Genomic DNA, 25644 nt, shown 5'->3' with positions numbered 1-25644 from the left:
AGTTGGAGCGTCGGGGTCTGCTTTGTCCAAATTGCCAGGCTCCGGTTTCTGCGGAAAGGGAGGTACCAACTCCCTGCTCCACCAAAAGCCAACTCTTAGTCGCAACATTCCCCTCCTGAAAAATTTTCCTAAGAAGATTGTATTGCGATCAGCAAAAGTCAGCCTTGAGCTGCTTCAGGCGACCTTAGCTACCCACAACAAATTTTCAACCGAATTTATTTTGTGCGCTCAAACGTGCGCAAATTTCAACCTTGGGAAAAAGATGCGATTTTGGGGCTCAAGAAAAGGAACGGCATTTCGATAAAGAACGGAATTTTCCAGACGTTACATTAAATTCCGTTCTCTTACTTACCGCATTATTCGAGGGTTAAGGTCAGAGGCTCCTCAGCTATCGCAGTTCTAAGTTCGAGAAGTCGGGGGCATACTGATTCATCTGCACGTAATTTGGATATCATTAACACCCGAAGTCGAAATTTAAAAAAGACTGATATCCATAACCGGGCTTGACGATTGCCTTTGCGACGTCCTCAAGTAGTACTTCGAAATGGGAAAGGCCCTTCCTGCTGGAAAGGCCTTCATTTTTTAATAGGAAGCTTCGTAGATCGACTTCACAAGACCGAAGTGGCCTTGGAACTCAGGGGTGGATTCACGCCAGGCGAAGTCGGGACGATCTTCACTGATCCAGCGACCGCCAATGATCTTGCCTGCGCCATCGAGTTCCAGGACGTACTCATAGTCCGCGTAGCTTTCAACAACGCCAGCGACGCTGTTCGCTGGAGTGGATTTATTGTAATCCACTTCCACGCTGTATTTCATGCGGGTACGGATCGTGACTTCTTTTACGGTACCAGGAGCGGCACCCACGCTGGCTTTGTCGCTTTCGCTGACGACATTGGAGCGGTAGCTGTTAACAGGCTGGTTCCAGACTTCGATGTCACGAGTGACGTCCACTACAAAGCCGGTTTTCTTCACACCGATTTCATTGGCGAGAAGAATGTGCAAGGAGGCGGCGTTCATATCACGGCATGCGCTGGACTCACGTGCGCTGTTGTATTGAGCGCGTGTGATCTCACCTGCATCCAGCTGGGCTTTAAGGGCCTTAAAGTCGTCGTTACACCGTTGCGAAACGAAATCGGTGCGCGTGGAGCGGTTGCCAGGCTCCTGCTGATAATAAGTCAGCAGGGCTTTAATGTCCGCAGGATAGAAGGTCACGCTGTTCCCGTTGCGTAGTTTGCGCGTCACGGATTTCGTCGGTTCCTGGAAATTCAGAGCTGCTGGTGCCCAGCCATGGCAAAGACCTTCCCATCCTGGGATTTCGTAGCCTGCTACGTAATCGGGATTACTTTCGCCGTCCACAGCGGGAATGGTTTTCATGATGAGGGTACGTACGCGCTCACTTTCAAGGGTTGGAAAGCTGTTGTCGTTCAGTAAAACATCATATTTCTCGGCAGGAGAAAGTGTGGTGAATCGAACGCCAGTCTTTTGCTTGAAATCCTCGATCTTGAAGCCGGCCTTTTCGGTTTGCCAACGGTAGCCGATGCCACCCCGGTAGGTGGGCCAGTAGCTATCACTCCAACCCTTGTGATCGGCGTCACCTTTCAAGGGGAGTTTGCTGAAGTCCGCCTCATAGTTGATTCCTGCGATTTTTGCAGGATTATTGCTCTGATCCCAGGCTTCATCCAGGATGCTGTTCGAAGTGGGAGCGCCGCATGCGGCGAGACCAATAACAGAGAGAATGCTGATATAGATATGTTTCATGGTGATGATTCCTTAGCGCTTGATGAAATTAAGTACGGTTTTTCCGCCGACAACGTCTTCCTGGAAGCAACCTTTTGTCACATTGACTTGAGGATCCTGACCAAGTGCCAGGCGGCACGCGAGGACGCTCAGATCCGAGGCGATTCCATCGTTCACAACTTCATTGCAGTTGGCGCTCATAAAATCGTCGATGGCGTTGGCCATATTATGGCGAAGCATCCCTGGCGTCGGGCGCATCAGATCTACCGACTCAATGCCACTGATGTAACCACGGTAGGGGTAAATGACTTGGAAGGCACCTGTAAAGGGTGTTTTCTGCATTTGTTCGTTGGTTACGTCAACACAAGACGTGGCTTCACGTCCAGTCATGAGTATTGTGGAGCCCATATCATTGTTGGGGGCGGTTTGATAAATGGCACCTTTTTCCACCTGGGCGCGAATCTCTTCACCTTTTTGACAAACAGCCACCCTTTGATAGCCACCTTTGAGGGGGAGTATGGTTCGATCGTTAAAACGTGGGATGGTGCTCCGTGCCAAACCTTGGATGTAATCCACCTTGGGATCGAATTGGAAGATGAAAGTGCAGTTTTCGCCGTCAGGCAGTGAATAATATTTGCGAGCCGCGGATGGTTCAACGGCGAAGAGCATGTGATTTCCGATGTGGTTCAGAAACAGCAGAACTGAGCTAGCCTGGGATTTCAGATCTTTCAACGCAGCATCCAGAGCTTTAATGTTAGCGCTTAGTTCTTCATTGCGCTTCGTCTCGGCATCCAGACTGTCTGTGAGTGTTTGCGCCTGGGCCTTCGTAGCATCCAATTCTTTCTGGAGCTTCGCGACTTCCGCGCGCTGCGCTTCCAAAGCAGCTGCGAGATCACCGCTGCGCAAAACAGCGTTTTCGGCTTCCAGCTGCTCAAGTTTCGCAGTCTTCTCAGCCAGGGTTTTTTCCTGTGCCGTGATTACACCTTTCTTTTCGTTGAGTTCTTTGGTCAGGTTATCAACGTTGCTTCTGGATGTTGTAAGCTCATCGGTCAGGGTCTTGACTTCCTTGGTTTTCGCAATGATTTCGTCGTCACGCTCTTTGAGCGTCTTGTTCAGGGAGTCGATTTGCTTTTGGAGATCAGCGGCATCCGCGGCTTTTGCATCAGCTTGCGCCTTGAGGGTCTCGTTGGCCTTTTTCAACTTCTCAATCTCAGCTCTATTCTCTTCTTCCGACTTGTTCAGCTCATCAATTTTCGCTTTGTTGGTTTCAATTGTTTCTTGGTCTTGTGCGGCATCCAGTTCCAGCTGTGTTTTTTGGGCTTCAATCTTGGCCTTATCCGCGAGCAGGTCTGCGCTCTCGCGCTGCTCGTCAGCCAGCTGTTTTTGCAGCTCTTTCTTGTCAGAACGGGCCTTTTCATCGACGCAGGCCTGGGTCATCAGCAGGGAAACGAGAGGCAAGGTCAGGCAGATGAGACGGTTCATCGAAAGCATAGTGTTTGAATCCTTTTGTGAGGTCATTGACAATCGTTCAGTCAGGGCCGGATGACACGCCTGCTCTGAAGATATTGCACCGCTTGGGTTTGCAGCCCTCCTCTATCGTTAAAATGGCGTGGTCGTCAATGGTGAAATTCAGGTTCAAATGTAGGGAGTCTGGGGATCAGTGATTCAGAGGTCCAAATTGGGTCTCTTCGTTAAGTATCAAAGTGCCTTTTCAAGGCCTGAGCATAGCAGCACGAATGCCATCCAGTTAGGGTCTGTTTGACGAATCCGCAAGGATCGGTAGGATAGCGTTCCACGCGCATGGAGGCGCCTGTGAAACTTTATGAGTTATCAGCTGAGCAGTCCCGCATTATTGAAGATCTGCTACCAGTCTAAAGAATCTCTGACACTCTCGAAGTATCCCGTTCAAACTTATTCCATCGTCTCAATCTGGAAGAGACCGTTATGAAGCCAGTTCAAAGAGTTGACGATGCTTCTTAGTGGCCTGAAGTCTGAAGAGGATATTCTCTGTCAACTGCCGGCATGGTTTGAAGATTACAACGAAAACGCCCCCCACAAGGGCCTAAAGATGATGTCACCGCGAGAATATCGCCGAACTATATCAGCTGATTGATGTGTATGTTTTGTCGGGGGCAACCCCACGGAGTTGGAAGATGTCGTTATATCGAAAACAGCAAAAAGGCAGTTCCTGGGATCAATGAATGACTTCTTGCATATCCTTGACGCGATGCTGGATCATGGCGTTCCGTTGGATCAGATGACTTGGCATTTGGGCGATACACCATGCAGCCCCCTAGGAATGTCCTCACCACTCGAAGAGACCGCGAAAGTTTTTGGGGTGGCCCAACAACTGTGAAAAAGATGCCAACGCAGTTGAGGTTGATCAAGTCAGAAAGATAGAACGACGCCTTCGATGGGAGTTTTGAAGTAATTCATCAAACAAACCCCTAGCTTAAGAAATCTCAAGTATGGCCCTGTATCTCAACAATATGAGATATCCAAGGATGGAGGAGTCATAGCTGTAGAACGTAGGTTCTGATCTTACAGCTTTGAAACGGAGTTGCGATTCCATCGGACACTTGGACGGACAAATGTCATTGCAAATACAGCGAAGAACTTGCTCAGATGAACAGATTGCTTGATTTTATGCTCCCGGCACGGGTAAGCATTCCATGACCTCGACAGAATCACCAGGAAAGATCATGAAATGCGGATGATTTAAAAATAGCTTCGCAGCCGCTTCATGGGATTCTGCCTGAACAACGACGTAAGCTGTATCTCGGTTTTCAAATTGAGTTATTCCATTTCGATCAATCCGTTTGGTTTTTCCCAATGGACTTCCCATATCCAAGATGAATTTTTGGTTTTGATTGACCCACTCCCCCCAAGCAGCCATTCCAGCTTGTAGATTCTCTAGACTCATAGGCTTTTCTGCTTTTTTTTGCTCTTGCGAAACAGAACCAATAAAGATTGCTAAGAATTTTTTCATGCAGTTTCCCTTATCGAAAGCAAATTTTCACACTATATATGCCCATTAACCCAATAGGTCAAACAAGGTGCAAGCAGAAAGGTGGCGTCTACCACTTAGGCTTCATTTTCAGGGCAAATTCTATCTGATTCCAAAAATCGTAAGGTCAAAACCAGACTTTTACACATAATTGCTCAGCCAGTTAGCATAAAAATCTCATCGACTGCTGCAAATATCGGCGAGCAAGAATCCGACATCGCAAGCGAATGCATTCTCATCTTGTCTGCGGTAAGAAAAAATTTGAGGGATCGTTCTACTTCGCTTCATGACCAAGTAAATTCTTCATGGCAGGAGCTTTGCGTGTTCGCCCCTGCGGATGGAAGGTTTGTATTATCCAATCAGCCGCAGGTGCCCATTTCTTCAATCATTCATCCATGACTTAACTCACCAACTCCGACCATTTAAAGGGATTCAAGGCTTCGCTGGCACAAAGTAAGTCACTGCCCAACCATGGCCATCCAGATCCACGAAGGCATCCTGGTACATGAAATCGTGATCCTCGGGCTCTCCATGCCGCTTGGCTCCAGCTTCAAGAGCGCGCCGAACTTTATTCTCAACGTCTGCCCTTGATTCACACCCGAGTCCTACAATCACTGTCGGGGTCTTCGTCGCATCGACGATCGGTGACGGCGCAAACTGATTGAATTTTTCATGCTCCAACAGCATAGCAAAAAAGTTTTCGCCGAAGGTCACGCAGGTGAAGCCGTCGCCAGTTAATTGGGGATTGATGGTGTAACCGACGGCTTTCCAGAATTCCATCGATTTTTTCACGTTCTTGACGGGCAAATTAACGAAGAATTGTTGGGTCATAACGGCACTCCTTTTTGTGGGTTTGGAAATCAGTCATACAGTAGTCGAATGGGAAGGCGAAAATCGACAAGTCGGGCTGAGTTTTTTATTCTAATTATATCATTTAGTTAGCTTGAATGAACCAACGCCTATTCCGATGCCCGGAAATCGTCAGAGCTTGGCACCGTCGGCACCGCAGACGGCGAGCTCCCAATAAAAAACAGCAGAGAATTGCTCGCTGTCGAAAACGTTTTCACAAGCCGGATCTTGTTCATCCTTTGACCAACGCGGAAGCTATTGCTACAAAAACAATCCCAACAGATTGGTCGAACTGACTATTTCTGAAATCACCTTGGTTGAGACCCAGAGCCAGAAATGCCAGACGAATGGAGCCGTCCAACACATGAAAAGTCCTCTCAGCTTCGGCAAGGGCGACGAAGTCACACAATGGGTCAACCCCGCCGCTTACTATCCCTCCGATCCAAAGACTTGGCAGAGGCACTTCCTTGCCGAAGACATACAGCTTCTCGAACAACTCGTGTCATGGAAAAATGAAGTTGGTACTGACTCGGGGTATATCGGGGAAGCATCTTTCACAAGGACAGAAAACGGAAAGATGAAGCTTACCGGAGTAAAAAAGAGCCTCTAAATTTTATCACTCGCAAGGGACGAAGCCCATGTTTGCCATGACTTCACGCAATGCAGTCTCTTCGGGCGCAATCTCATAACGCTGAACGGACCCGTCCTTAAGTGTCTTGCAGAGGGCGTCCTTAGGCACCTCCTTCGTCTCACTCTCGCCAGACCCACAAGCAGCCACGGCGAGGACAATGAATAAAGCTGGCAGTTTCATCTTGAAGCCTCAACTCTGTCGCGAGCTTTGAATTAGGCCCACAGCGGCCACTGGTTCTCATTCCAAGTTCAACGACAATTATACAACACTTCCGTCACTTCAGTAGCAGGAACCTAAGTCCAGACCCTCACCTGGACTCAGAAACAGGAAAATCACCCAACACATCCAGAATCAGCCCCTTCAGTTTTCCTTTCTGCGCCGGATTCAAACCCTCCAATAATTTCCTCTCATTCTCAAGGTGCAGAGGCAACACCGTCTCGACAAGCGCAGTCCCCTCGTCCGTCAGCCGAATATACTGCACACGCCGATCCTCAACCGAGGGATGCCGTGAAATAAGCCGACGTTCCACAAGCCGATCCAGGCGATTCGTAACAGAGGCAGGACTGACCAATACGTGCCGACTGATCTCTCCAGGCGTCATACCCTCCGGGGACGCAGACCGATAGAGCGTGACGAGAACCCCAAAAGTCGCCGTATTCAAATCAAAGCGCACGAACACCTCCTCGGTTCTTGTCTGCAACTCGACCGCGCACCGCAGGATCGCGAGAATCAAAAGAGAGTCCTCGAAATCCATATCAGGCCGTTTGGCCTTCCAATCGCCCGCAATCTTCATCAGAAGATCCTGATAGTTCATGGCGTGAATTCCTTATGAGAGGGATTGAAGGCCCCGATACCCTATCCTCTCTCAAAAAATAGTTTGAAGTCAAAATATTTAATGTCAAACTAATGAGGTAAGGAGGTCTAACGTGAAGATCTATGCGTTTTTAATCCAATTATTTTCTGTCATTACACCATCCGCAGCTGCCGAAGCGTGGCCGCCATCAGCGCGAATCATGCCAACACTGCGCGTCGCACGACCCACCAACGACCTTAAACGCCTCATTCCCTTTTATCGGGACGGCCTGGGTCTGGATGTCATTGGGCAGTTTGATAATCATGAGGGATTCGACGGCATGATGTTCGGGAAGGAAGGCGCGCCCTATCACTTCGAATTCACGCTGAAGAAAGGGCACAAAGTTCCCAATGCCCCGTCCGAAGACAACCTGATTGTGTTCTATCTTCCGAATAAGGATGCTTATAACGCGGCTGTGAATCGCATGAAGCGGGCAGGATTTGCTGCAAAGCGCTCTTTCAATCCCTACTGGGACCGAGGCGGCACCACCTTTGAGGATCCTGATGGCTATCGGCTGGTGTTTTTCAACGGGGCCTGGTCAAAATAAGGAATCGTAGATCCCCTAGGTGCAGTTTCGCGTAATGGACTCTGCACCGTCAGGTCTTTCCAGATCTCAATCGCGGAGAGGAATCACAAAATTGAGCACGAAGGGCGTGATCTGATATTCGAACTTATCGAGAAAGTAGAGGAATTGAAACGAAGGCATATCCTTGGATTCCAGCTCAAGAACAAGGCCGTATGAACTCTCGTTATAGAAATAATATCGGGATTTATCCGATGGATTCTCTTTCTCTTCCACCTTCGGCGTCTGGAGTTGCGCCACGGCCGCGCCGACCTTCAAAATATTGTAGCGGGTCTGAATCAAGGGATGCTTGACCTGCTGAAACAGACCGCGATGATTCCCCACCACGATACCTGCACCCACTTCCACCGACGTTTTAAACGGGCTCACGTATTCAAAACCCAATCCAAGTCCAAGAACGAAAGGAAGGAGTAACTTGACTCCGGTTTGATTCTGCAAATTCGAGCGAGATGCCACGTTATCCGCAGGATTGATCCGACCGTATTCCGGCGTTCCCTGCGGTTTTTCAGGTTCCGGAGCGGCCGCCGCCGGTTCCGTTGCTGGCGCCTTGGTTGAAGCGGCGATTTCTTTACCTTGCGTCAGCTGATAATTAATATGCGGCTGAATCCCCTGCCCCCAATTCAAGAGGACCGGAGGGATGGGAGAAAGCATAATAGCCCGACCGAATTTGGCCGACAGTTCTGCTTGAGTGGCTTCATAGGCCGAAAGCGCGACCCCACTCGTCGGCTCGAAGAGATAGCTCCAGCACCATCCCCCATAAGCGAAGAATGTCAGCGCGCAGCCGGCGGCATTGCTATAGTGCGGCTGAACATGGACGGCATCGAACGATCCACGCAGCTGACCGTCGCTACTATAGAACTGGCCCGCATACTTGTACGTGCCGTGTGTGCATTGAAGAAGGAAAGGCGCCAGTGCCAGGATTATGAATGCTCCTCTTGGGAAGCGGCCTTGCATAGAAATCTCCAAATGGTCTTCACTCAGAACGGTGACTTATCGGATCTTCCACCAGCAAACTGGAGACGCTGGCCCAAGCCTTACCTCCTGTAAGCTTTGAATGGCCCATCCCAAGGACAAGCGAAGTCCGAGATTGGACGAGGAACGCAAATACGAACGAAAAAAGGTATCGCTAACTCTTCTTGTATTCCCTCTGCCACTGGTTTCCCAACTGAATCACCATAGCCAAACGCTGAGCCCGCCCAAAATCTTCCGTTTCGACGATTTCATCAAAGCGAGCATAAGTCGGAGCCTAGGCCCTCAACGTTTCGGCGAGCAGGCCGGCCTCGCCAAAAAACGAGTTGCCGAAAAATTTCCTATAGCTCACAGCCAGACTATGACCATCCAGTTTCCAGTGATTTCTATTGCCATAATACACACGATTGGTCCACAGCCGACCGATGAACCCTCAAAAGACCATGTTTGACTCGCCCTCTTCTCTGCGGATTCATCTGCGCAATAGGCAGGCGACTTCAAACAAAGGACGAAAAGGTAAACCCAAACAGGAAAGGTATAACGCATAGGCATGTCAACCTTCAAGCATTCCAGCTATGGATTCTTATCGACTGATTATAGTTGAGCACGTTTGGGTTTCAAAGCAGGAAATGATTGAATTCAACCGGGATACCATGGGAATATCCCCCCGATTACGTAAAAGGAGGTCTTGCAATGCGATTGAGCGGGAATACCATATTGATCACAGGCGGCGCATCAGGAATCGGCCTTGGCCTGGCGACACGTCTGATGTCGGAAAATAGAGTTATCCTCTGCGGGCGGAATCGAGAGAAGCTCACCCGCGCCGTTCATGATTATCCTCAACTCGAATACATCGCCTGTGATCTATCCCATCCTGAAGAACGCGTGCAGCTGGCCAGGACAGTTGTGCAAAAATACCCGGAATTGAATATCCTTATCAACAATGCAGGCATTCAGCGTCGTGTCCCACTTACTACGAATGAAGAATGGGACCATACACATGAAGAGCTCGCCATCAATCTGGAGGCGCCTATTCATCTCACCCGGCTGCTCACAGCTCATCTCAGTCTGTCGCCCGCAGCAGCGGTTATCAATGTCAGCTCGGGCCTTGCCTTTGTGCCCATGGCCATGATGCCGATTTATTGCGCGAGCAAAGCGGCTCTGCATTCCTATACGCTTTCCCTCAGGATGGCCCTCGAGAAGGACGGCATTGAGGTCATCGAAATCATTCCGCCTGCTGTCAACACTGATCTTGGCGGCAAGGGTTTGCATGATTTCGGAGTGCCTTTGGCAGAATTCTGTGATGCAGCCATCCTTGGACTAAGGGAAGGCCGGAAGGAAATCGCCTATGGAAGCTCGCTGCGCAGCAGCCTGGCTTCGCGTCAGGAATTGGATGGGATTTTTGAGGCTATGAATCGAGGCTAAGGAGTCGGCTTACCCATTGGGTCTGTGCACAGTATTTCGGAGGTTATGTTCCCAGCTTGCCTTCCACGGGTTCGAAGCGTTTTATGAAGGGATAACCCGAGTCGAGGACAGACCATGCTAGGAAAATTTTTCGAGGAGCCGCTGTTCGAACTGCCAGGCACCCATCAAAACGTTTCCATATTAATCGGCAATGGTTTCAATCGGGCCTTGCCGCAGTATGGCAGAAAATTCGATTGGGATAACCTTGTAAGCTGTTGTCAATCCAGGCTCGACGCGCTTGATGAGGCTCTTCTGAAAATCAGCGAGAATCAGTTTGAAAAAGCTCTTGAAAAGCTATCGGTGTCCATAGAAATCGCGCAGAATGCTCCTCAAACCGAGAAGCTCATAGCCTTACTAAACATTCCACTGCCGATTTCGAGCAAATTGAATTGGATATCGAAAAGGGCTCCTGTCATGTCGTCAGCGAGTGCACAGCGGCACGTAAAAAAGCCCATATTGAAACCGATGAAACCCGATATTTGCATGAGAGCCTAAGGCGACTCAAAACGCAGGACGGCACACTTGTGACGTTCGGAGTGTCCTTTGAAAACGATGACCATGTGCTGGACACTCTTTTAGAAAACGAATCTCTCAAAGCTATCTACTTTGGCTGCTATGGCTCGCGGGATGGAATTGAATTTTTCAAACTTCAGGCCCGTATCGTTGAAAGCTGCTCCAGGATAAAACGTGATCTCGCATCACTACAGTCCCGGGTATTCTTTTTTAATTCCTCATGTGACCCCTTCGGAGGGGACGTATTATCCCCCGAAACCACAGTCCGTCTTTTCGGGGCCGAGGTCGTTCCACACATGTAGTCCTTGGGATTGCTGAAATCGCAGCACTGCCAGGAATCAGTGGCGTAATCATAGATGATCGTTGTTTGCCCGAGAATTTTACATTCGGCGGGACTCAGAGTCGGAGCCTTGGGTTTGGCAAACGCTCCGGTGCTGAGGGAGAGGCTAATGAGGGACGCAAAAATTTAGCCCCTTCACTTTGTATCCCGTATACAAGATTTGGCCATAAAAATTCACAAAATCACATCTGCATGACATAATATTTAATAAAAACGAATAGATAACAAATTCTATTGACGGGTTTCCGTATACAAGATATAACCTCTTCAGTGCACAGGTTATGCAATAAAGTGGTCAGCTCACATACCGCACAGACCTGTGAACAAAGGGTTATGGATTCACAATCGTACGAAGGAGATTCGCGATGGTTAGATTGCTTCAAAGACCACAATTCCTCGCCCTCATGCTGGCAGGAGTCATGGGTCTCAACGCATGCTCGTCACAAAGCTCGGATTCCGCTCCTGCTCCATCCGAAGGCAACAGCTCAAACGTTGAAGCCAGGCTTGCCGATGCAGCCACTCGGAAAAATCTGGTCGAACTCGTAACGGGCAATGAACAATTCTCGACACTCGCCAGCCTGCTCACGGCTGCCGATCTTGTTTCGGTCGTGGAAAAGGGTGAGTTCACAGTTCTGGCACCGACCAACGACGCGTTCGCCAAGCTGCCCCAGGCTGTCGTGGATTATCTGCTTGCGAATAAAGACGCTCTGCGCGATGTGCTGCTCTATCATGTGGTCGCTGGTTCGGCCAAAGCTGAAGCCGTACTCGCCAGTGATACCCTGACTGCTGCCAACGGCAAGGCTCTGGATGTGAACCTGCGTGATGGCAAACCCTTCATCAATGACTCCGGCATCATCACGACCGATATCCTGGCCAGCAATGGTGTGGTGCATGTCATCGACACTGTGCTTGTACCACCTGGATTTGAAATCCCTGCAACCCCTGCGCTCCCCAACCTTGTGGATCTGGTTGTGGAAGGCGAGCAGTTCTCGACTCTCGAAGCTCTCTTGATTCAGGCTGATCTGGTGGATGTTGTGAAGTCAGGCGAGTACACAGTTCTGGCTCCTACTGATGCCGCGTTCGCGAAACTGCCCAAGGCTGTGGTGGATTATCTACTATCCAATAAAGAAGCTCTGCGTGATGTGCTGCTCTATCACGTGGTTGCCGGTTCGGCCAAAGCTGAAGCTGTCCTGGCCAGCGAAACTCTGACCGCTGCCAACGGCGACACGCTGGACGTGAATCTGCGCGACGGCAAACCCTTTATCAACGATTCGGCTTTGATCGCAACCGATGTGCTGGCCAGCAACGGCGTTGTGCACGTGATCGACTCCGTGCTCGTGCCCCCTGGATTCCAGCTGCCTTCCGCGCCCACACTTCCCAACCTTGTGGACCTTGTCGTCAACGGCGACCAGTTTTCGACACTCGAAACTCTTTTGGGCAAAGCGGAATTGGTTGATGCTGTGAAGAACGGGGAATTCACCGTCTTTGCTCCCACCGACGCGGCTTTTGCAAAATTGCCCCAAGCTGTCGTCAACTATCTTCTGTCCAACAAGGCGGCGCTGCAGCAGGTTCTGCTCTATCATGTCGTGGCGGGCACGAACGCAGCTGAAAAGGTTCTGCAAAGTCCCACACTGACCAGCGCCGCTGGTCCTGCGTTGAACATCAGCCTGCGCAACGGCAAACCTTTCATCAATGACTCGCAGATCGTCGCAACCGATGTCTTCGCCAGCAACGGCGTCGTGCATGTCATCGACACAGTGCTGGTTCCTCCTGGATTCACACTGCCGCAAACCAAACCGAATATCGTTGATGCTGTGAAGGCCAACCCTAACTTCTCCATCCTCGGTGATCTTCTGGCCCGCACCGGCCTGACGGAAGTCATCGCCCAAGGCAAAGTCACCGTATTCGCACCGACCAACGCCGCGTTCCATGCCTTCTTCCGCTCGCGTGGCGTCAAAAGTCTGGATCAGCTCGATGCCAAAACTCTGAAGGCTCTGACCAATATCCTGACTTACCACGCAGTACCTGGCCGTCTGGATGCCAAGGCCCTTAAATCGAGCCGCTTCCTCACCACGGCCAATGGCCAGAAGCTGAAGATTGCCCGCTTCGGTTCGCACCTCTTCGTGAACGGCATCTGTCTGCCGCTGCCTGGTCTGGATCTTGAAAACGGTATCGTTTACCCGATCGAAAGCGTTTTGCTTCCGAAGTCTCACTAAGCTTGAAGGGCCGCAAGGCCCCTTTTTACAGCCTCGAAGCCTGCTTCGGGGCTGCCCTTATGCAACCCGCCGTGCCGCCTGATAAAGCGTAAAGCAGGCATGCGGCAGGAACAGTTCAAGACGGAAGGGACAGGGTCCAAGCTCAGACAGCTCCTCGGTCAGCCTCAATTCAACCCGCCCGCCCAGATTTTTAACATATTCCACAACAGCACTCATCCCCACACCCCGGCCCGATACTTCCGTGACTCCTTTTGCAGTGGAAAAGCCCGGAACGAATATCAGCTCGGCGATTTCACGGAACCCATAGTCCCGCTTCGGATCGAGCAGATTCCTTTGCGCCGCAATATCCTTCACGCGATCGAGCCTGATTCCCTGCCCATCGTCTTCTATGCTGATCTGCAGCTCCCCTTGCCGATTGACGCTCAGGTCGATATTGATCTGACCCTGCGCGGCCTTGCCTTTTTTCTGACGTTCATCAGGACTTTCAATGCCGTGATCCATGATGTTCCGGAAAATATGGATGAACACATCATGCAGGACATCGGCCGCTTCCTTCGTTAAACCAGCCGGAACACTCCGCAGGATGACCTCGGGATCAGGTTTCTGCAGGTCGCGACCGAGCTGGGGAAGGATCTTGACCAGCTCCGCGAAAAGATGGTCCACATCCTGATAATAGAGCTGAAAGAAGGTCTTCCGTACCTGATCCACAAAAGGCGTCAGGCGATCATCCAGGCGAATCTCACCGATGGCTTCCAGGGCCCGAATGTTTTCCCGCACGGTATCCAAATCCAAACGCACAGTATCCTTGGCATCCACCCGCTTCAGTCGGTCGCGATTGACCCGCTCATATTCCTGGAAAATCGCCAGCACCCGCTCATGGTCCTGCCAGGCATGTTCCGCATCCCACGGCATCTGCTGCTTTTGCACCAAAGAGATGAAATGCTCCGCATCGTGGATAATCGCCGTCATCGACGTGAAACGATAGGTCCGCGCAGCTCCCTTCATGGTGTGCAGGTTGATGAAAATGATCTTAAGGACTTCACTGCTGGGCTGGATGGCCGCCTGAAGCAGGCGACCGTTTTCCTCAAGGAACCGTCGGCTGCTGGCCAGGAAGTTCTGGAAGCGATCTGCCGCCACTTCGATGATCTCCGCGATCAATTCCATATCGCGCTGCTGCTGCCTGGTTTTGGCTTCCATCGCCCTCAGTTCCGTGACATCGCGCAGGGTGACCAGGACCTTTTCCACTTCATCGGTCTTCTCATTCACAACGGGATCCCAGTCGATCAGAACGTTCTTCTGCCGGCCATGACCATCCTGAATGAGGGTGTCGCGAACCAGGTTTTCCTCGTTGATTTCAAAGTTCAGAGCCGCCTCTCCGATCGCACCTTCCAGGATGGTGCGCACCATATCCTTCTGCTCCTGATTCAAATTGGAGGAATGGAATAGAAGATCCAGCACGTTTCTGTTTTCGATATTCCTGTCCTGCAGGATCTCACAAAGATACTGGGAATAGTCATCACCCACGGTCAGGCCTGGTCTTACAGTCAGGATCCCCTGATGAATATTGGCCAGTATCGTCTTCACATCACGGGTCTGACGTTCCACCTCGATCTGAAGGTCCTGACTGAGCCGCTCGGCCGTGCGAAAGGCATGGGCGAAGTTGCTCGCGACCACCAGAGATTGACAGAAGATAAAGGCCAGCATTCCATAGTGTCCGATATAAATGAACTCATAGAGCTTCATCCAAACGAAGACATCATTCGCCATGGCCAGGACGATGAAACTGATCCCCAAGAGCGAGAGTGCGGCCCCACGCTGCCGACGCCAGGCGAGGAGCACCAGCTTCGCCAGCATGATCATGCCCATGGCGAAGACGACCAGGAGAAACTGAAGGTACAAGGACGGCCAGCCCGGAACATAGCGACTGACTTGAGTCCATAAGGCTTGTGTTATGCAGGTCCCCCAGGCCACTGGCAAGACATAGCGGGGCAGGATCCTGGGGAAGGTATAAGCAAAGAACTGCATATAAAGGGTAAAACCAAGCTGGAGGGCCAGACCGATGATGTAATAGGAGATATAAAAATTCCAGGCGACCGGTTCGGGAAAGAAACGGGCGATGATCCCTTCCGTCGACATATAGCGTATCACCATCAAGAGCGCGAACAGAGCCATGACAAGGCTGGGCTTATCCTCGCGACGCAGAAGAAAGAGAAAAAGATTACTGATGACCAGGAACGAAAACATGCCGAGGATGTAAAAACTCTCCCAGGCCGTATGCTCCGCCTTGTTCTGAAAATCGGTATGGAGTCCGATTTCAGGCGCGAGCGGGAATCCTCCCTCGACCTGTAAACTGGCCACCTGCATGATCAGATAGATGTCCTGTCCCTGGAGTGCGGGTAAGGGTTTGAGCAAACGCTTATACTGATAGATCTGCTCCGGGATCGTTTTACCGACCCGCCCCGATTCCGCAAAGAGCACCAGCTCCTGACTCAGGCTGTCATAAAGATAAAGACGATAGCAGGATATGAACTGACTGAAGTTAAGAGCCAGCTCATTGGGCTGTGCACGGAGACCCTTGATTTTAAGGATATGAGTGGCATAACCGAGCCCCTTGCTGTCCTCACCCACAGCCTGCTTCCAAGAGCTTCCGGTCTTTATGAAACGCCCGGCCGGCTCCAAAAAGCTGCGTCTGGATTCAAGTTCAAGCTGATCCTCGAGCTCCATCCAGCGAAACCCCCACTCTCCATCCAAGGGAAGGCTCTTCTGTACAGCCGGATTCCAGGATGAAAGATCAAGCGTGCCCTGCACGGCCTGAAAGCCTGCATCAGAAGCCTGCGCTGTTCCCCAAGAGAAAAACACTATAACGTTCAGAAAAAGGTATAACTTTACGAAGTCACGCATGGAACTTACCGCCTGACGAGGAAAGTGGTTACGCTTTTCGAAAATTATATCATAGAGGCGCGCTGGGGTTCAGCTGCTCAGATTCCGTGCGAAGGCGTGAATTGATACACCGTGGTCTGCTGCAAGCGGCTGCCGGCGTCCACCCAAATGCTGGGAAAGTGTTCGTGATGAGGCGCATCCACATAACCCGAGGCTTCCAGACAAAAGCCCTGGAAGGGACGCATGGGTTTTTGCAGATAGTCTCCGGTGTAGATTTGAAGGCCGGGTTGATTGGTGCTGACGACGAGGCGGCGCTTTGAACTTTCGTGGATGATCTCGGCCACTGTCCGCAGCGTTCCATCCTGCAGATGATCCGGCTGAAGGAAGAAGTGATTGAGTCCCTGATACGAGCTATCCGCAGGAATCAACGGCTTCCGCAGTCGAAAATCAAAGGGATGCCCATCCAAAGATATAATACGCCCGGTCGGCAAAGCTGCAGCATCCGTTTCCAGAATACGATCGCAGGGGCTCACCATACTGTGGGTCGTGCCGATGGCTTCCGCCTGAAAACCGCCCAAATTCCAATAGGCATGCTGGGTCAGGTTGATGGGCGTTCTATGAGTCAGGCTGTTGCTCTCATAGTCGATGCGCAGCTGACCCTGGGTATTCAGCTCAAACACAGCCTTGACGGCGACAGCCCCCGGATAACCTTCCTCACCATCCTGCGAGAGATAGGCCAGGGTCAGTCGCGAACTCGTGGCATCATGCTGCTGCTCCAAAAGACGCCAGTATTTTTTATCGAAACCCTCCAGCCCACCATGAAGGTGGTTAGGGCCTTCGTTACGGCTTAAAAACAGGGCTTCTGTTCCGGGACGCGGCAACTCACCGCTTCGAATGCGATTGCATACCCGTCCGACGGTCGCTCCCATATAAGCCTGATCGGAAAGAACGGCATCCAGACTCTGCGGGGACACCACAATGTCGGGACCCGGCCGATGGGCAAAAGAGAGAAGGCGGGCCCCATAACTGCCGATCACGGCCGTAAAGTCTCCGGCCTGCAGGCGGAAGATTTCCATCATTCCGGCATCGCTTCGAAGTTGCCGCCGGGCAAAACCCGGTGATGCTTCAGTCTGAAAAAGACTCTGCCAGTAGGATGGAACTGCATGCATGACTTTATCCTTTATCCGAAGCCGATCGCTTCAGCCCAAGATCACTTCAACTTCCACTTTGCTGCCGGCCTTGGCCAAAGGAATATGCCTGCCCTTCTGCTTGACGCCATCGACCCAAAGCTCGGCCACGCCCTGGCACACAGCGGAAGGATTCTTCACAACGATGTTATAGTCCGCACCACGGAAGTGCCTTTGCGCGGTGAAGCCTTGCCAATCCTCAGGAATACAAGGGTTCACATGAAGACCTTCATAGTCGGGCTTGATGCCCAGAATTCCCTGCGAAATAGTGACAAAGGTCCAGGCCGCGGTTCCCGTGAGCCAGGAATTTTTCGCTTCACCCGGTGTCGGGGCATCACGACCGGCAATCATCTGCGAATAAACATAAGGCTCGGCGCGGTAGGTATCAATCTGATCCTCTTTCGCCGAGGGGCAGATGCTCAGGTAATATTCAAAGGCGCGATTGCCTTCACCCTGCTGACACCAGGCGAGGTGTATCCAGGTATTGTTATGACAGAAGATACCGGCATTTTCCTTGTAACCGGGCGGATAGCTGCTGACTTCCCCGAGTTCCAAATAGTAACGGCTATAAGCCGGCTGCTGCAGGACGATGCCGTTCTGCGTGTAAAGTTTTTCATGAACGCTTTCCAAAGCCTTGCGCGCTTTGCCATCCTCCTGACCGGCTCCACCCAGAACACACCAGGCCTGGCTCTCAATGAAGATCTTGCCCTCGTCATTGACGTGCGAACCCACCGGCCGGCTTTGGGCGTCAAAGGCCCGGATAAACCATTCGCCATCCCATGCGGCCGTTTCCACGACCTCTTTCATATCCAGATAATGACCGCGCATCCGCTCAGCGTCCGCACCTTTGCCGAGCCACTGATAAAGGTCCTGCATCTCGCGGCAGACGTAAAGGAAGAGTCCGGCAATCATCACCGACTCGGCAACGGACCCGTGCACATCACCTGCCGTTTGGAAGGATTCGTTCGGTTCCTTGCTGAAGCAGTTCAGATTCAAACAGTCATTCCAGTCGGCGTGACCAATCAAAGGCAGACGATGCGGGCCTCGATTCTTCAGCGTGTACTGAATGCTGGTCTCCAAATGATGAAGCAGGCTTTCCTGGGAACCCGGTTTATCCGCGTAACCTACGGCCTCATCGAGTATGCTTGCATCGCCGGTTTCCTTGATATAAGCGGCGGTGCTGAGGATCAGCCACAGATGGTCGTCATAGAAGTCGCCACCGATCTCGGCGTTGCCCTTTTTGGTCAAAGGCTGATACTGGTGGTAGCAGGTGCCGTCGCTCAACTGAGTCGAGGCAATCTCCAGAATACGCTGCCGGGCGCGATCCGGAATCATGTGCACAAAGCCCAGGATATCCTGGTTGCTATCACGATAGCCCATGCCGCGGCCGATGCCCGTCTCGTAACCACTGGCGGAACGGGATAGGTTGAAGGTCGCCATGCACTGATACTGATTCCAGGTGTTGACCATGCGCTGCGCATGGGCGTTGGGGCAGTCGACCTGAAAGCGATTCAGAGTGCTTTCCCAGTTGTTCTTGAGCTGGGCGAAGCTGCGCATGATATCTTCGGTTTTGGCAAACCTTTGCAGCAGAGCCTGGCCCTTGGTCTTGTTCAGACGACCCTTTTCGTCAAACTTGGGCAGATCGCCCTGGTCGACATAAGCGAGGATATAGGCAAAACTGCTTACTTCCTGGGCTTTCAGATTCAGGTTGATCTGATGGGAACCCACCGGATTCCAGCCATGCGCGATGCTGCCCTTCGCCTGGCCTTTCAGCACAGAATCCGGCTCATGAAGACCGTTATGCACGCCGACGAAGGCATCCCGACTGGTGTCGAAACCATCTATCGCGCGGTTGACGGCAAAAAGCGCATAGTGGCTGCGGCGTTCGCGGTATTCCGTCTTATGATAAATCGCCGAACCTTCGACCTCCACCTCGCCTATGCTGTAGGTTCGCTGATAGTTCGTCATATCGTTCAGAGCTTCAAAAAGACAGAATTCGACGAAGGAAAAGATCGAAATATTGCGGCTGTCCTGCGTTTTGTTCCGAACGTTCACCTGCCAGATTTCACAGGTTTCTCCGGGGGGAACAAACATGAGCAGCTCGACTTCAATCCCATTCTTTTCGGCTTTGATTGTGGTATAGCCCATACCATGACGGCACTCATAGGCATCCAGCTCTGTCTTCACAGGCTTCCAACCCGGATTCCAAATGCTCGTCCCGTCCTTGATGTAAAGATAACGGCCGCCCAGGTCCATCGGCACATTGTTATAGCGGTAGCGCGTCACGCGCCGCAGCTTCGCATCCTTCCAAAAGCTGTAACCACCGGCTGTGTTGGTGCAGAGTCCAAAGAATTCCTCGGAGCCGAGATAGTTCAGCCAGGGCAGAGGCGTGTCGGGCCGCGTGATCACATACTCGCGGGCCTGATCATCAAAGTGTCCGTATGGGTTGCCATGAGCCTTGTTCATAGTAAGATGATGCCTTTTCCGAAAAGAATGGAGTCTAACGACCGATATAAGCTTCCACGCGATAATGCCCCGCGGGCAGCAGAGGGATTCTGTTACCCTCGATTTTTTTGCCATCGACGAGAAGGCTCGTGACCCCCTTCATCTTCTGATCAGGATTCAGAATCGTGATGCTGAACACGGATCCACGGAAGCGCCGCTCGACCGTGACCCGGTCCCAGGCCTTGGGCAAACAGGGGTCGATGGTCAGACCATCAAGCTCCGGTCGAATGCCAAGGATATGCTGCGTGGCGGCGATATAGGTCCACGAGGCTGTCCCGGAAAGCCAGGCATTGCGGCCCATCCCAAACTGGGGATGTTCATTGCCGAGGATATTCTGCGGATAGCAGTAAGGCTCGGATTCGAAAATATCGAGGATATCGTTCTTCTGGGCCGGATTGATTTGGTTATAGTATTCAAAGGCCCTATCCCCATTCCCACGCATGGTCTCGGCTATCATCATCCAAGGGTTGGCGTGCAGGAAGATGCCGCCGTTTTCCTTGGCTCCGGGCGGATAGGTGGTCACGCCGCCAATGACGGGATCAAATCCGTTATAACCAGGCGCCGACAGCTTGATGCCGTATTTCGTATTCAAAAGGGAATAGACGGAATCCAGGGCCGTATCGCGTTTCTCTTCGCTGGCAAAGCCAGAGATCACAGGCCACGATTGACCGTTGACCCAGATCTTGCCCGCCTGATTCGCGGCCGTTCCGATCTTGCGACCTTCGTGATCGAACCAGCGCACATACCAGGCGCCATCCCAGGCCGTGTCGTTCACAATGGAGCGCATGCTTTCATAATAGCCCATGATTTTGGCTTTAAAGTCCGCCTTGTCATAAGCATCGCAGATCGGAATCAGTTCCAGGATGGCCTTGCCGAACTGATTGGCGACCATGAGGGACTCAGCACCCTTGGGCAGATTCACCGTATCATTCCAGTCGGCGAAGCCCAAAAGCGGCAGACCATGGCGTCCGCGATCCGACCAGGTGAATTCGATCGCGCGCACAAGGTGTTCCCATACGCTGCCTTCTTCCAAAGGCCTGCCCTGCGGGTCCTTGTCATAAAAAGGAACCTTACGATCAAGGACGCTGAGATCGCCCGTTTCCTTGATATAGGCGGCCATCGTATAGACGATCCAAAGATGATCATCGCCATAGTATTTAGGCCGATCGGGCTCTTCCAGGGAATCGCCCTGACTGCCTTCCATGGTCAAAGGATTGAACTGATGCATCGCGGAGCCGTTGCGCTTTTGCATGGACAAGAGTTTCAGCGCCAATTCCAGCGCTTCCTCGGGCATATGGCTCATCACCCCAAGAAGATCCTGCGAGGAATCACGGAAGCCGATACCGCGGGCGCCGTAACCCAGCTGATAGAGCGAAAGATAGCGCGACCAGTTTTTGGTGGTATGGCACTGGCGGGGATTGTGGATGTTCACCATGGTGTTGAAGGAGTCGCTCGGTGTTGCGACCTGCAGCAGGCTCAGATAGCTCTGCCAGAATTCGCCAAGCTCAGCAAAAGCCCGGTCCACGGCCGCTTCATCACGATACTTTTCAATGCTGGGTGCGGCTTCGTTCAAAGACGCGGCCTGGCCCAGTTGGACGATGACGCGCTGCCGGTCTCCAGTCTTCAGCTCGCCCAGGTGCAGCATCAGAGCCCCGATATTGTCACCGCGAAGAGGTTCACTGTTATTCAATTCAGGCGCTTCCAGGCTGAGCGGCTTCTGCCACGAACCGTATTCGTGACGACCAAGGAATGCTTTCCTATCGCCATCAAAGGATGTGACGGGACGATTGGCTGTGAAATAGTTCACCGCCGTGTCCCGCTTCATGAATGCATACTGTTCCAGAACGCAAAGATCACCCTGACGATGTGCTTTAAGGGTCATGGTTTGCGGAACCCAGTCCGCGTTGGTCAATTGCTTCAGGGCATCGAAATGCGTGAATTCGACGACGGGGATCACATCAATGGAGCGCGCGGCACCCAGGTTTTCGACCACGATATCCTGAAGGAAGACCTCACCATCGCGGGGAACGAAGACGGTGATTTCCGTTCGTATGCCCTGATACTCGCTCACAAAGCGCGAATAGGAAAGGCCGACCTGGCATTCATAGCGATCCAGGTCCTTCAGAGTCGGTGTGAAGAAGGGCGAATAGATTTCATATGTGCCGTCAGGCTTTTGCCATCTTATATAAAGGGTCGTCCCTTTGAAGTCGGAGGCGGGCATCTGCGATATATACTTACTAATACGATTAAGGGCAGGGTCGCCTTTGCAGATCAAAGCGCCTCCGGTTTGATCCACGATCCCACCAAAGGCCAAAGTCCCGACGTAGTTGCACCATTTGATTGGGGTGAAGGGGGTTGTAATCCGATACTCGCGATGCTCATCATTGAAATAGCCATATCGCATGGATTCATCCTTTACGCGAGGTTAGCGCTTAAGATCCTATCCTACCCCATCGCTAACTTTGTTAACGCATTTAACAATGTGGTTCTACCAGCCGCCACACGCCAGGTCAAGTGCTCTCACGGGAATAAAAAAATCCTGTGAATGCTGGGATTTATGGAGGCTGTCAGGACAGCCGCGAGGGGGCAAAGGTCGGACTTTATCGAGTTCGACTACGCTGCCAAGGAAGAATGAACCTGGGGAGCTTGTAGTAAAGCCACGCGCTTTCTTGAAATTCGTGAAGAGTTTTCTTCGAATCAATCCAAATTTGTTGAACAATGACGCAATTAAAATTGTTCGCGTTTCCTACGAACTTTCGGTAGTTATTGAGTATCGGACGCGGGTCGATGTCCTGAAGCTTTCCCTTCTCCACAAGCGACAGATCCATCCGCATTTCATGAACACGGGCAGAATCAAGTGAGTTAACATCATGAAAAATCTTCTTTGTACGAGTTTAGTGGCGGCACTTTGCGCGACGACTGGGGGCCTTGCGAGCGCAGGATCCCAGGTCAGCAGCAATCCCTATGAAGGCGCGAGTTTTTTCGTTAACCCGTATTATGTCGGGCTCCTGAAAGAGGCGCGCGAAAAAAATCCAGAGCATGCCGATCAGTTCAATAAGATGATGGAGCAAGGGGGAACGGGCGTATGGATCGTGACCAGGGCTCTTGTGCCCATTGCTCAGGCGATGCTCGACGATGCCCGCAAGCAGCAGCAGGAGACTGGAAAATCCGTGGTTTCCACCTTCGTCGTCTACAATCTGCCTGAACGCGACTGCGCTGCTTCAGCATCGGCGGGTGAATTGCTGCTCGATCAAAACGGCCTTGAAAAATATAAACATGAGTTCATAGATCCACTCGTCGCGATCTTCCAAAGCTATCCCGACCTTCGGATTTCCGTCGTGCTGGAGCCGGATTCCCTGCCGAATCTCGTCACGAATAACGGTGTGCGTCGTTGCAATGATCGCGTATTCCAGGCCTATCGCGAGGGCGTGATTTATGCTCTTAAAAAACTGGCCTTGAGCAACGTCACGACCTATCTTGATGTTGGTCACTCGGGCTGGCTCGGCTGGGACAACAATCGCCGCAGCATGGCGAAGATTTTCAAAGATGTGCTGACCGAGGCGGGCGGAACGCATCTGATTCGCGGCTTTGCCACCAATGTGTCCAACTACAGTCCCTTGGTGGAGCCGGACAAATCCATTCAGAACCAGAGCGGTCCCTATTTCAACTGGAACCCGGCCATGGACGAACTCACTTATGTGAGCCTTTTGCGCCGCGATTTTGAAGCAGAAGGCATCTACAATCGACACTTTATCATCGACACAGGTCGTAACGGGAACCCGAGGTCACGCACAGTTTGGGGTAACTGGTGCAACATCCAGAACGCCCGACTCGGCACGGCACCGACCGTGAATCCAGCCGAAGGCATTGATGCTTTTGTCTGGATCAAACCGCCGGGAGAATCCGATGGCAGCGCCTTGTTGGAATCGAGCACGCAGCCGCGCGATCCATCCTGCGCTTCCGTCGACAGCATGCCGAATGCGCCGCTGGCCGGCGAGTGGTTCCACGACCACGCGCTTCAACTGCTGAAATAAGAACTGTCCTCCCCTCGGATAAAGTCCGGGGGAGGATTTGAGCCGGCAGGAGCGGTCGATTTTTGCTACGGATCGGCATCACCAAAACCGGCTAAAATACATGCCTTCTGCGGGCCCAGCCATGCGCATGCCAGACCATGCATGATCTACGTTTGCCGCTTTTTTCTGCCTTGCCGCAATCCTTCCGAAAAGCCGCGCAGCTCTAGTAAATGACAAAATCCACAGTTCTCGGACGCAGAGTGCCTGCCAAGAAAACACAGTGAAACGCTGTTTGGGCCTAGGTTTCGTGTTTCGACTTTATATTTTTTGCAGATGCGACTCTTTTCTAAGTCATGGAGCCCTTGGATATCAATGACTTTATTAAGTTCCTTAACAAAGGCCTTTTTTTCCTCTTCCTCAGATAGGACCTAAGTTGCGAAAAATTCGAGATTTTCAGGCGACTCCCGTTCGGCTATCGTAAGAGCTTCTGATGAGCTTTCGAGTTTACGAACAAAGTTGCAATATTCTCTCAGGCCCTCTACACAGCTACTATAAAGCATCCAGGTTGTTTCATGCCCAAACCTGGAATTCATCTCTGACCGTCTGGGGGGTATTTATGAAGGTGGGCCGCTGTTTACAGACTTTGTTAGGTCTTAGTTTAAGCCTTCTTTTGGTGGATGGAGCCTACTCTGCGCCAAAAAAATCAGTTCGCATCGATGGCTTTCCTGATTACGACACGCATTTCAAATCGGTTTTGCCCGACTTCATGAAATCCAATGCTGATCTTGAAGTCACCTTTCTCATCAACAATCACGAAGATCATCACAAGAAACTGACGAACAACCTCGCCACGGGATCCGGCGCGGGTGACGTGACCCTCGTCGACGTCAGCCGTCTGGGAGCGTTCGTGAACGCGGGCGGCTTTGTGAATCTCAGCGCTGCGCCGTACAATGCGGACAAGATCGCCGATCAGTTCGCACCTTACTCCTGGGCTCAGGGCAAGGGAACGGATGGCAATCAGTACGCGATTCCCATCGACCTGGGACCGGGCGTGCTTTTCTACCGCCGCGACCTTGTCGAAGGCATGGGTTACAAGATCGAAGACGTCACGAAAGACTGGGATAGCTACATTAACTTCGGAATCGAACTGAAGAAGAAGAAAGGCATCGCTCTGATCGCCAACGCTGCGGATATCGCCGAACTCATCGTGAACGCCACGATCCCCGAAGGCGAAGGCATCTACTTCGACAAGGATGGCAAAAGCCTCCTGAAGAGCGAGCGCTTCGTGAAAGCCTTCACGCTGGCCAAGCGAGTGCGTGACGCCGGACTTGATCTGGGCATCACATCGTGGACCAACGAATGGTACGAAGCCCTGCGCGAAGGCAAGGTGGCCACGCAGCTGTCGGGCGCCTGGCTCCTCGGGCACTTGAAAAACTGGATCGCTCCCAAGTCCGTTGGTCTCTGGGGCGCCAGCAATCTGCCGAACGGCATCTATGGCAGCTGGGGCGGTTCCTTCGTCGCCATTCCCAAACAGAGCAAAAACCCAGCGGAAGCCTGGCGCGTGATTCAGTATCTGGTTCAGCCCGATACCCAGCTGCGCGGCCTGACCGGCATCGCGGCCTTCCCGGCGAATGTGAAGACTTACAACGATAAAGCCTTCCAGGAACCTGTGGAGTATCTGAAAGGCCAGAAAGCCCGCCTTCTGTTCGCTGACATTGCGAAAAAAATTCGCGCGACCAAACCCGCGAAAGGTGATTTGATTGCTGTGACGATCTATCAGAATGCCCTTGAGGAAGTGATCCGTCAGGGCAAAGATGTCAATCAGACGATCGCACAGGCCGATCAGCTTTTGGCGCGACGTACCAAGTCGTTGCGCTGAAGGATGAAACGGGACGGG

General features: G+C 51.9%; 21 protein-coding genes. 11 read left to right on the top strand and 10 right to left on the bottom strand.

The genetic code is table 11. From position 1 onward, the window contains the following. On the top strand, positions 1–304 hold a 304-nt coding region (locus VFO10_RS10780), incomplete at its 5' end, for a hypothetical protein (protein WP_325139892.1). Positions 305–582: 278 nt separating this feature from the next. On the opposite strand, the gene VFO10_RS10775 is transcribed toward VFO10_RS10780, so the two are convergent. Both VFO10_RS10775 and VFO10_RS10770 read right to left on the bottom strand, forming a co-directional pair. Further along, on the bottom strand, positions 583–1758 hold the full coding sequence (locus VFO10_RS10775; protein WP_325139891.1) for a hypothetical protein: 1176 nt from the start codon (positions 1756–1758) through the stop codon (positions 583–585). Between the two features lie 12 nt (positions 1759–1770). Next, entirely contained in the window at positions 1771–3255 is a 1485-nt protein-coding gene (locus VFO10_RS10770) for a hypothetical protein (protein WP_325139889.1), read from the bottom strand. Between the two features lie 445 nt (positions 3256–3700). Between VFO10_RS10770 and VFO10_RS10765 the strand changes: the two genes are divergently transcribed. Both VFO10_RS10765 and VFO10_RS31405 read left to right on the top strand, forming a co-directional pair. After that, positions 3701–3850 carry an integrase core domain-containing protein gene (locus tag VFO10_RS10765; protein ID WP_414697022.1) on the top strand — a complete coding sequence of 50 codons (150 nt, stop codon included), beginning with the start codon at positions 3701–3703 and terminating at the stop codon, positions 3848–3850. A 33-nt stretch (positions 3851–3883) separates the two neighbouring features. Further along, on the top strand, positions 3884–4093 hold the full coding sequence (locus VFO10_RS31405; RefSeq protein WP_414697021.1) for a DUF6933 domain-containing protein: 210 nt from the start codon (positions 3884–3886) through the stop codon (positions 4091–4093). A gap of 288 nt (positions 4094–4381) precedes the next feature. Here the strand turns inward: VFO10_RS31405 and VFO10_RS10760 are convergent, their stop codons facing one another. Next, positions 4382–4726, bottom strand: coding sequence for a hypothetical protein (locus tag VFO10_RS10760; RefSeq protein ID WP_325139887.1), 345 nt, complete (start codon positions 4724–4726; stop codon positions 4382–4384). Positions 4727–5176: 450 nt separating this feature from the next. Next, a complete protein-coding gene (locus tag VFO10_RS10755) occupies positions 5177–5575 on the bottom strand; it encodes a hypothetical protein (RefSeq protein ID WP_325139885.1) in 399 nt (132 codons plus the stop codon). Positions 5576–5957: 382 nt separating this feature from the next. Between VFO10_RS10755 and VFO10_RS10750 the strand changes: the two genes are divergently transcribed. Then, positions 5958–6203, top strand: a complete 246-nt coding sequence (locus VFO10_RS10750) for a hypothetical protein (RefSeq protein WP_325139883.1) — start codon at positions 5958–5960, stop codon at positions 6201–6203. Positions 6204–6531: 328 nt separating this feature from the next. Here the strand turns inward: VFO10_RS10750 and VFO10_RS10745 are convergent, their stop codons facing one another. After that, a complete protein-coding gene (locus VFO10_RS10745; protein ID WP_325139881.1) occupies positions 6532–7038 on the bottom strand; it encodes a MarR family transcriptional regulator in 507 nt (168 codons plus the stop codon). Between the two features lie 112 nt (positions 7039–7150). Between VFO10_RS10745 and VFO10_RS10740 the strand changes: the two genes are divergently transcribed. After that, positions 7151–7624 carry a VOC family protein gene (locus VFO10_RS10740; RefSeq protein WP_325139879.1) on the top strand — a complete coding sequence of 158 codons (474 nt, stop codon included), beginning with the start codon at positions 7151–7153 and terminating at the stop codon, positions 7622–7624. Positions 7625–7690: 66 nt separating this feature from the next. On the opposite strand, the gene VFO10_RS10735 is transcribed toward VFO10_RS10740, so the two are convergent. Continuing rightward, complete coding sequence (locus tag VFO10_RS10735; RefSeq protein WP_325139877.1) at positions 7691–8614, bottom strand: hypothetical protein; 924 nt, start codon at positions 8612–8614, stop codon at positions 7691–7693. Positions 8615–9322: 708 nt separating this feature from the next. Here VFO10_RS10735 and VFO10_RS10730 point away from each other — a divergent pair. From VFO10_RS10730 to VFO10_RS10720, 4 genes are all read left to right on the top strand, one after another. Continuing rightward, positions 9323–10054, top strand: coding sequence for an SDR family oxidoreductase (locus VFO10_RS10730; protein ID WP_325139874.1), 732 nt, complete (start codon positions 9323–9325; stop codon positions 10052–10054). A 114-nt stretch (positions 10055–10168) separates the two neighbouring features. Then, positions 10169–10588, top strand: coding sequence for a hypothetical protein (locus VFO10_RS10725; RefSeq protein WP_325139872.1), 420 nt, complete (start codon positions 10169–10171; stop codon positions 10586–10588). Beyond that, a complete protein-coding gene (locus tag VFO10_RS31400; RefSeq protein WP_414697020.1) occupies positions 10483–10908 on the top strand; it encodes a DUF4917 family protein in 426 nt (141 codons plus the stop codon). Before VFO10_RS10725 ends, VFO10_RS31400 begins: the two co-directional genes overlap by 106 nt. Before the next feature lie 403 nt (positions 10909–11311). Continuing rightward, positions 11312–13162, top strand: coding sequence for a fasciclin domain-containing protein (locus tag VFO10_RS10720; RefSeq protein ID WP_325139870.1), 1851 nt, complete (start codon positions 11312–11314; stop codon positions 13160–13162). A 57-nt stretch (positions 13163–13219) separates the two neighbouring features. On the opposite strand, the gene VFO10_RS10715 is transcribed toward VFO10_RS10720, so the two are convergent. The 4 genes from VFO10_RS10715 to VFO10_RS10700 form a co-directional block, all read right to left on the bottom strand. Further along, positions 13220–16063, bottom strand: coding sequence for a 7TM diverse intracellular signaling domain-containing protein (locus VFO10_RS10715; protein ID WP_325139868.1), 2844 nt, complete (start codon positions 16061–16063; stop codon positions 13220–13222). A 77-nt stretch (positions 16064–16140) separates the two neighbouring features. Then, positions 16141–17211, bottom strand: coding sequence for an aldose epimerase family protein (locus VFO10_RS10710; RefSeq protein ID WP_325139866.1), 1071 nt, complete (start codon positions 17209–17211; stop codon positions 16141–16143). 30 nt (positions 17212–17241) lie between these two features. Beyond that, positions 17242–19695 carry a GH36-type glycosyl hydrolase domain-containing protein gene (locus VFO10_RS10705; RefSeq protein WP_325139864.1) on the bottom strand — a complete coding sequence of 818 codons (2454 nt, stop codon included), beginning with the start codon at positions 19693–19695 and terminating at the stop codon, positions 17242–17244. 34 nt (positions 19696–19729) lie between these two features. Beyond that, complete coding sequence (locus VFO10_RS10700; RefSeq protein ID WP_325139862.1) at positions 19730–22138, bottom strand: GH36-type glycosyl hydrolase domain-containing protein; 2409 nt, start codon at positions 22136–22138, stop codon at positions 19730–19732. 466 nt (positions 22139–22604) lie between these two features. Between VFO10_RS10700 and VFO10_RS10695 the strand changes: the two genes are divergently transcribed. Continuing rightward, positions 22605–23768: a glycoside hydrolase family 6 protein gene (locus VFO10_RS10695; RefSeq protein WP_325139860.1), complete on the top strand. Its 1164-nt coding sequence runs from the start codon at positions 22605–22607 to the stop codon at positions 23766–23768. A 595-nt stretch (positions 23769–24363) separates the two neighbouring features. Then, positions 24364–25626, top strand: a complete 1263-nt coding sequence (locus VFO10_RS10690) for an extracellular solute-binding protein (protein ID WP_325139858.1) — start codon at positions 24364–24366, stop codon at positions 25624–25626. Positions 25627–25644: the final 18 nt, after the last annotated feature.

This window comes from Oligoflexus sp., assembly GCF_035712445.1.
Taxonomy (GTDB): Bacteria; Bdellovibrionota_B; Oligoflexia; order Oligoflexales; family Oligoflexaceae; genus Oligoflexus.
The sequence above is the reverse complement of the archived record's forward strand: the minus strand, read 5'-3'. Positions and strand labels throughout refer to the sequence as shown.

Coding starts and splice junctions, on each gene's coding strand:
- VFO10_RS10775 (WP_325139891.1), bottom strand. CDS start 1,758: ATGAAACATATCTATATCAGCATTCTCTCTGTTATTGGTCTCGCCGCA.
- VFO10_RS10770 (WP_325139889.1), bottom strand. CDS start 3,255: ATGACCTCACAAAAGGATTCAAACACTATGCTTTCGATGAACCGTCTC.
- VFO10_RS10760 (WP_325139887.1), bottom strand. CDS start 4,726: ATGAAAAAATTCTTAGCAATCTTTATTGGTTCTGTTTCGCAAGAGCAA.
- VFO10_RS10755 (WP_325139885.1), bottom strand. CDS start 5,575: ATGACCCAACAATTCTTCGTTAATTTGCCCGTCAAGAACGTGAAAAAA.
- VFO10_RS10750 (WP_325139883.1), top strand. CDS start 5,958: ATGAAAAGTCCTCTCAGCTTCGGCAAGGGCGACGAAGTCACACAATGG.
- VFO10_RS10745 (WP_325139881.1), bottom strand. CDS start 7,038: ATGAACTATCAGGATCTTCTGATGAAGATTGCGGGCGATTGGAAGGCC.
- VFO10_RS10735 (WP_325139877.1), bottom strand. CDS start 8,614: ATGCAAGGCCGCTTCCCAAGAGGAGCATTCATAATCCTGGCACTGGCG.
- VFO10_RS10730 (WP_325139874.1), top strand. CDS start 9,323: ATGCGATTGAGCGGGAATACCATATTGATCACAGGCGGCGCATCAGGA.
- VFO10_RS10725 (WP_325139872.1), top strand. CDS start 10,169: ATGCTAGGAAAATTTTTCGAGGAGCCGCTGTTCGAACTGCCAGGCACC.
- VFO10_RS10720 (WP_325139870.1), top strand. CDS start 11,312: ATGGTTAGATTGCTTCAAAGACCACAATTCCTCGCCCTCATGCTGGCA.
- VFO10_RS10715 (WP_325139868.1), bottom strand. CDS start 16,063: ATGCGTGACTTCGTAAAGTTATACCTTTTTCTGAACGTTATAGTGTTT.
- VFO10_RS10710 (WP_325139866.1), bottom strand. CDS start 17,211: ATGCATGCAGTTCCATCCTACTGGCAGAGTCTTTTTCAGACTGAAGCA.
- VFO10_RS10705 (WP_325139864.1), bottom strand. CDS start 19,695: ATGAACAAGGCTCATGGCAACCCATACGGACACTTTGATGATCAGGCC.
- VFO10_RS10700 (WP_325139862.1), bottom strand. CDS start 22,138: ATGCGATATGGCTATTTCAATGATGAGCATCGCGAGTATCGGATTACA.
- VFO10_RS10695 (WP_325139860.1), top strand. CDS start 22,605: ATGAAAAATCTTCTTTGTACGAGTTTAGTGGCGGCACTTTGCGCGACG.
- VFO10_RS10690 (WP_325139858.1), top strand. CDS start 24,364: ATGAAGGTGGGCCGCTGTTTACAGACTTTGTTAGGTCTTAGTTTAAGC.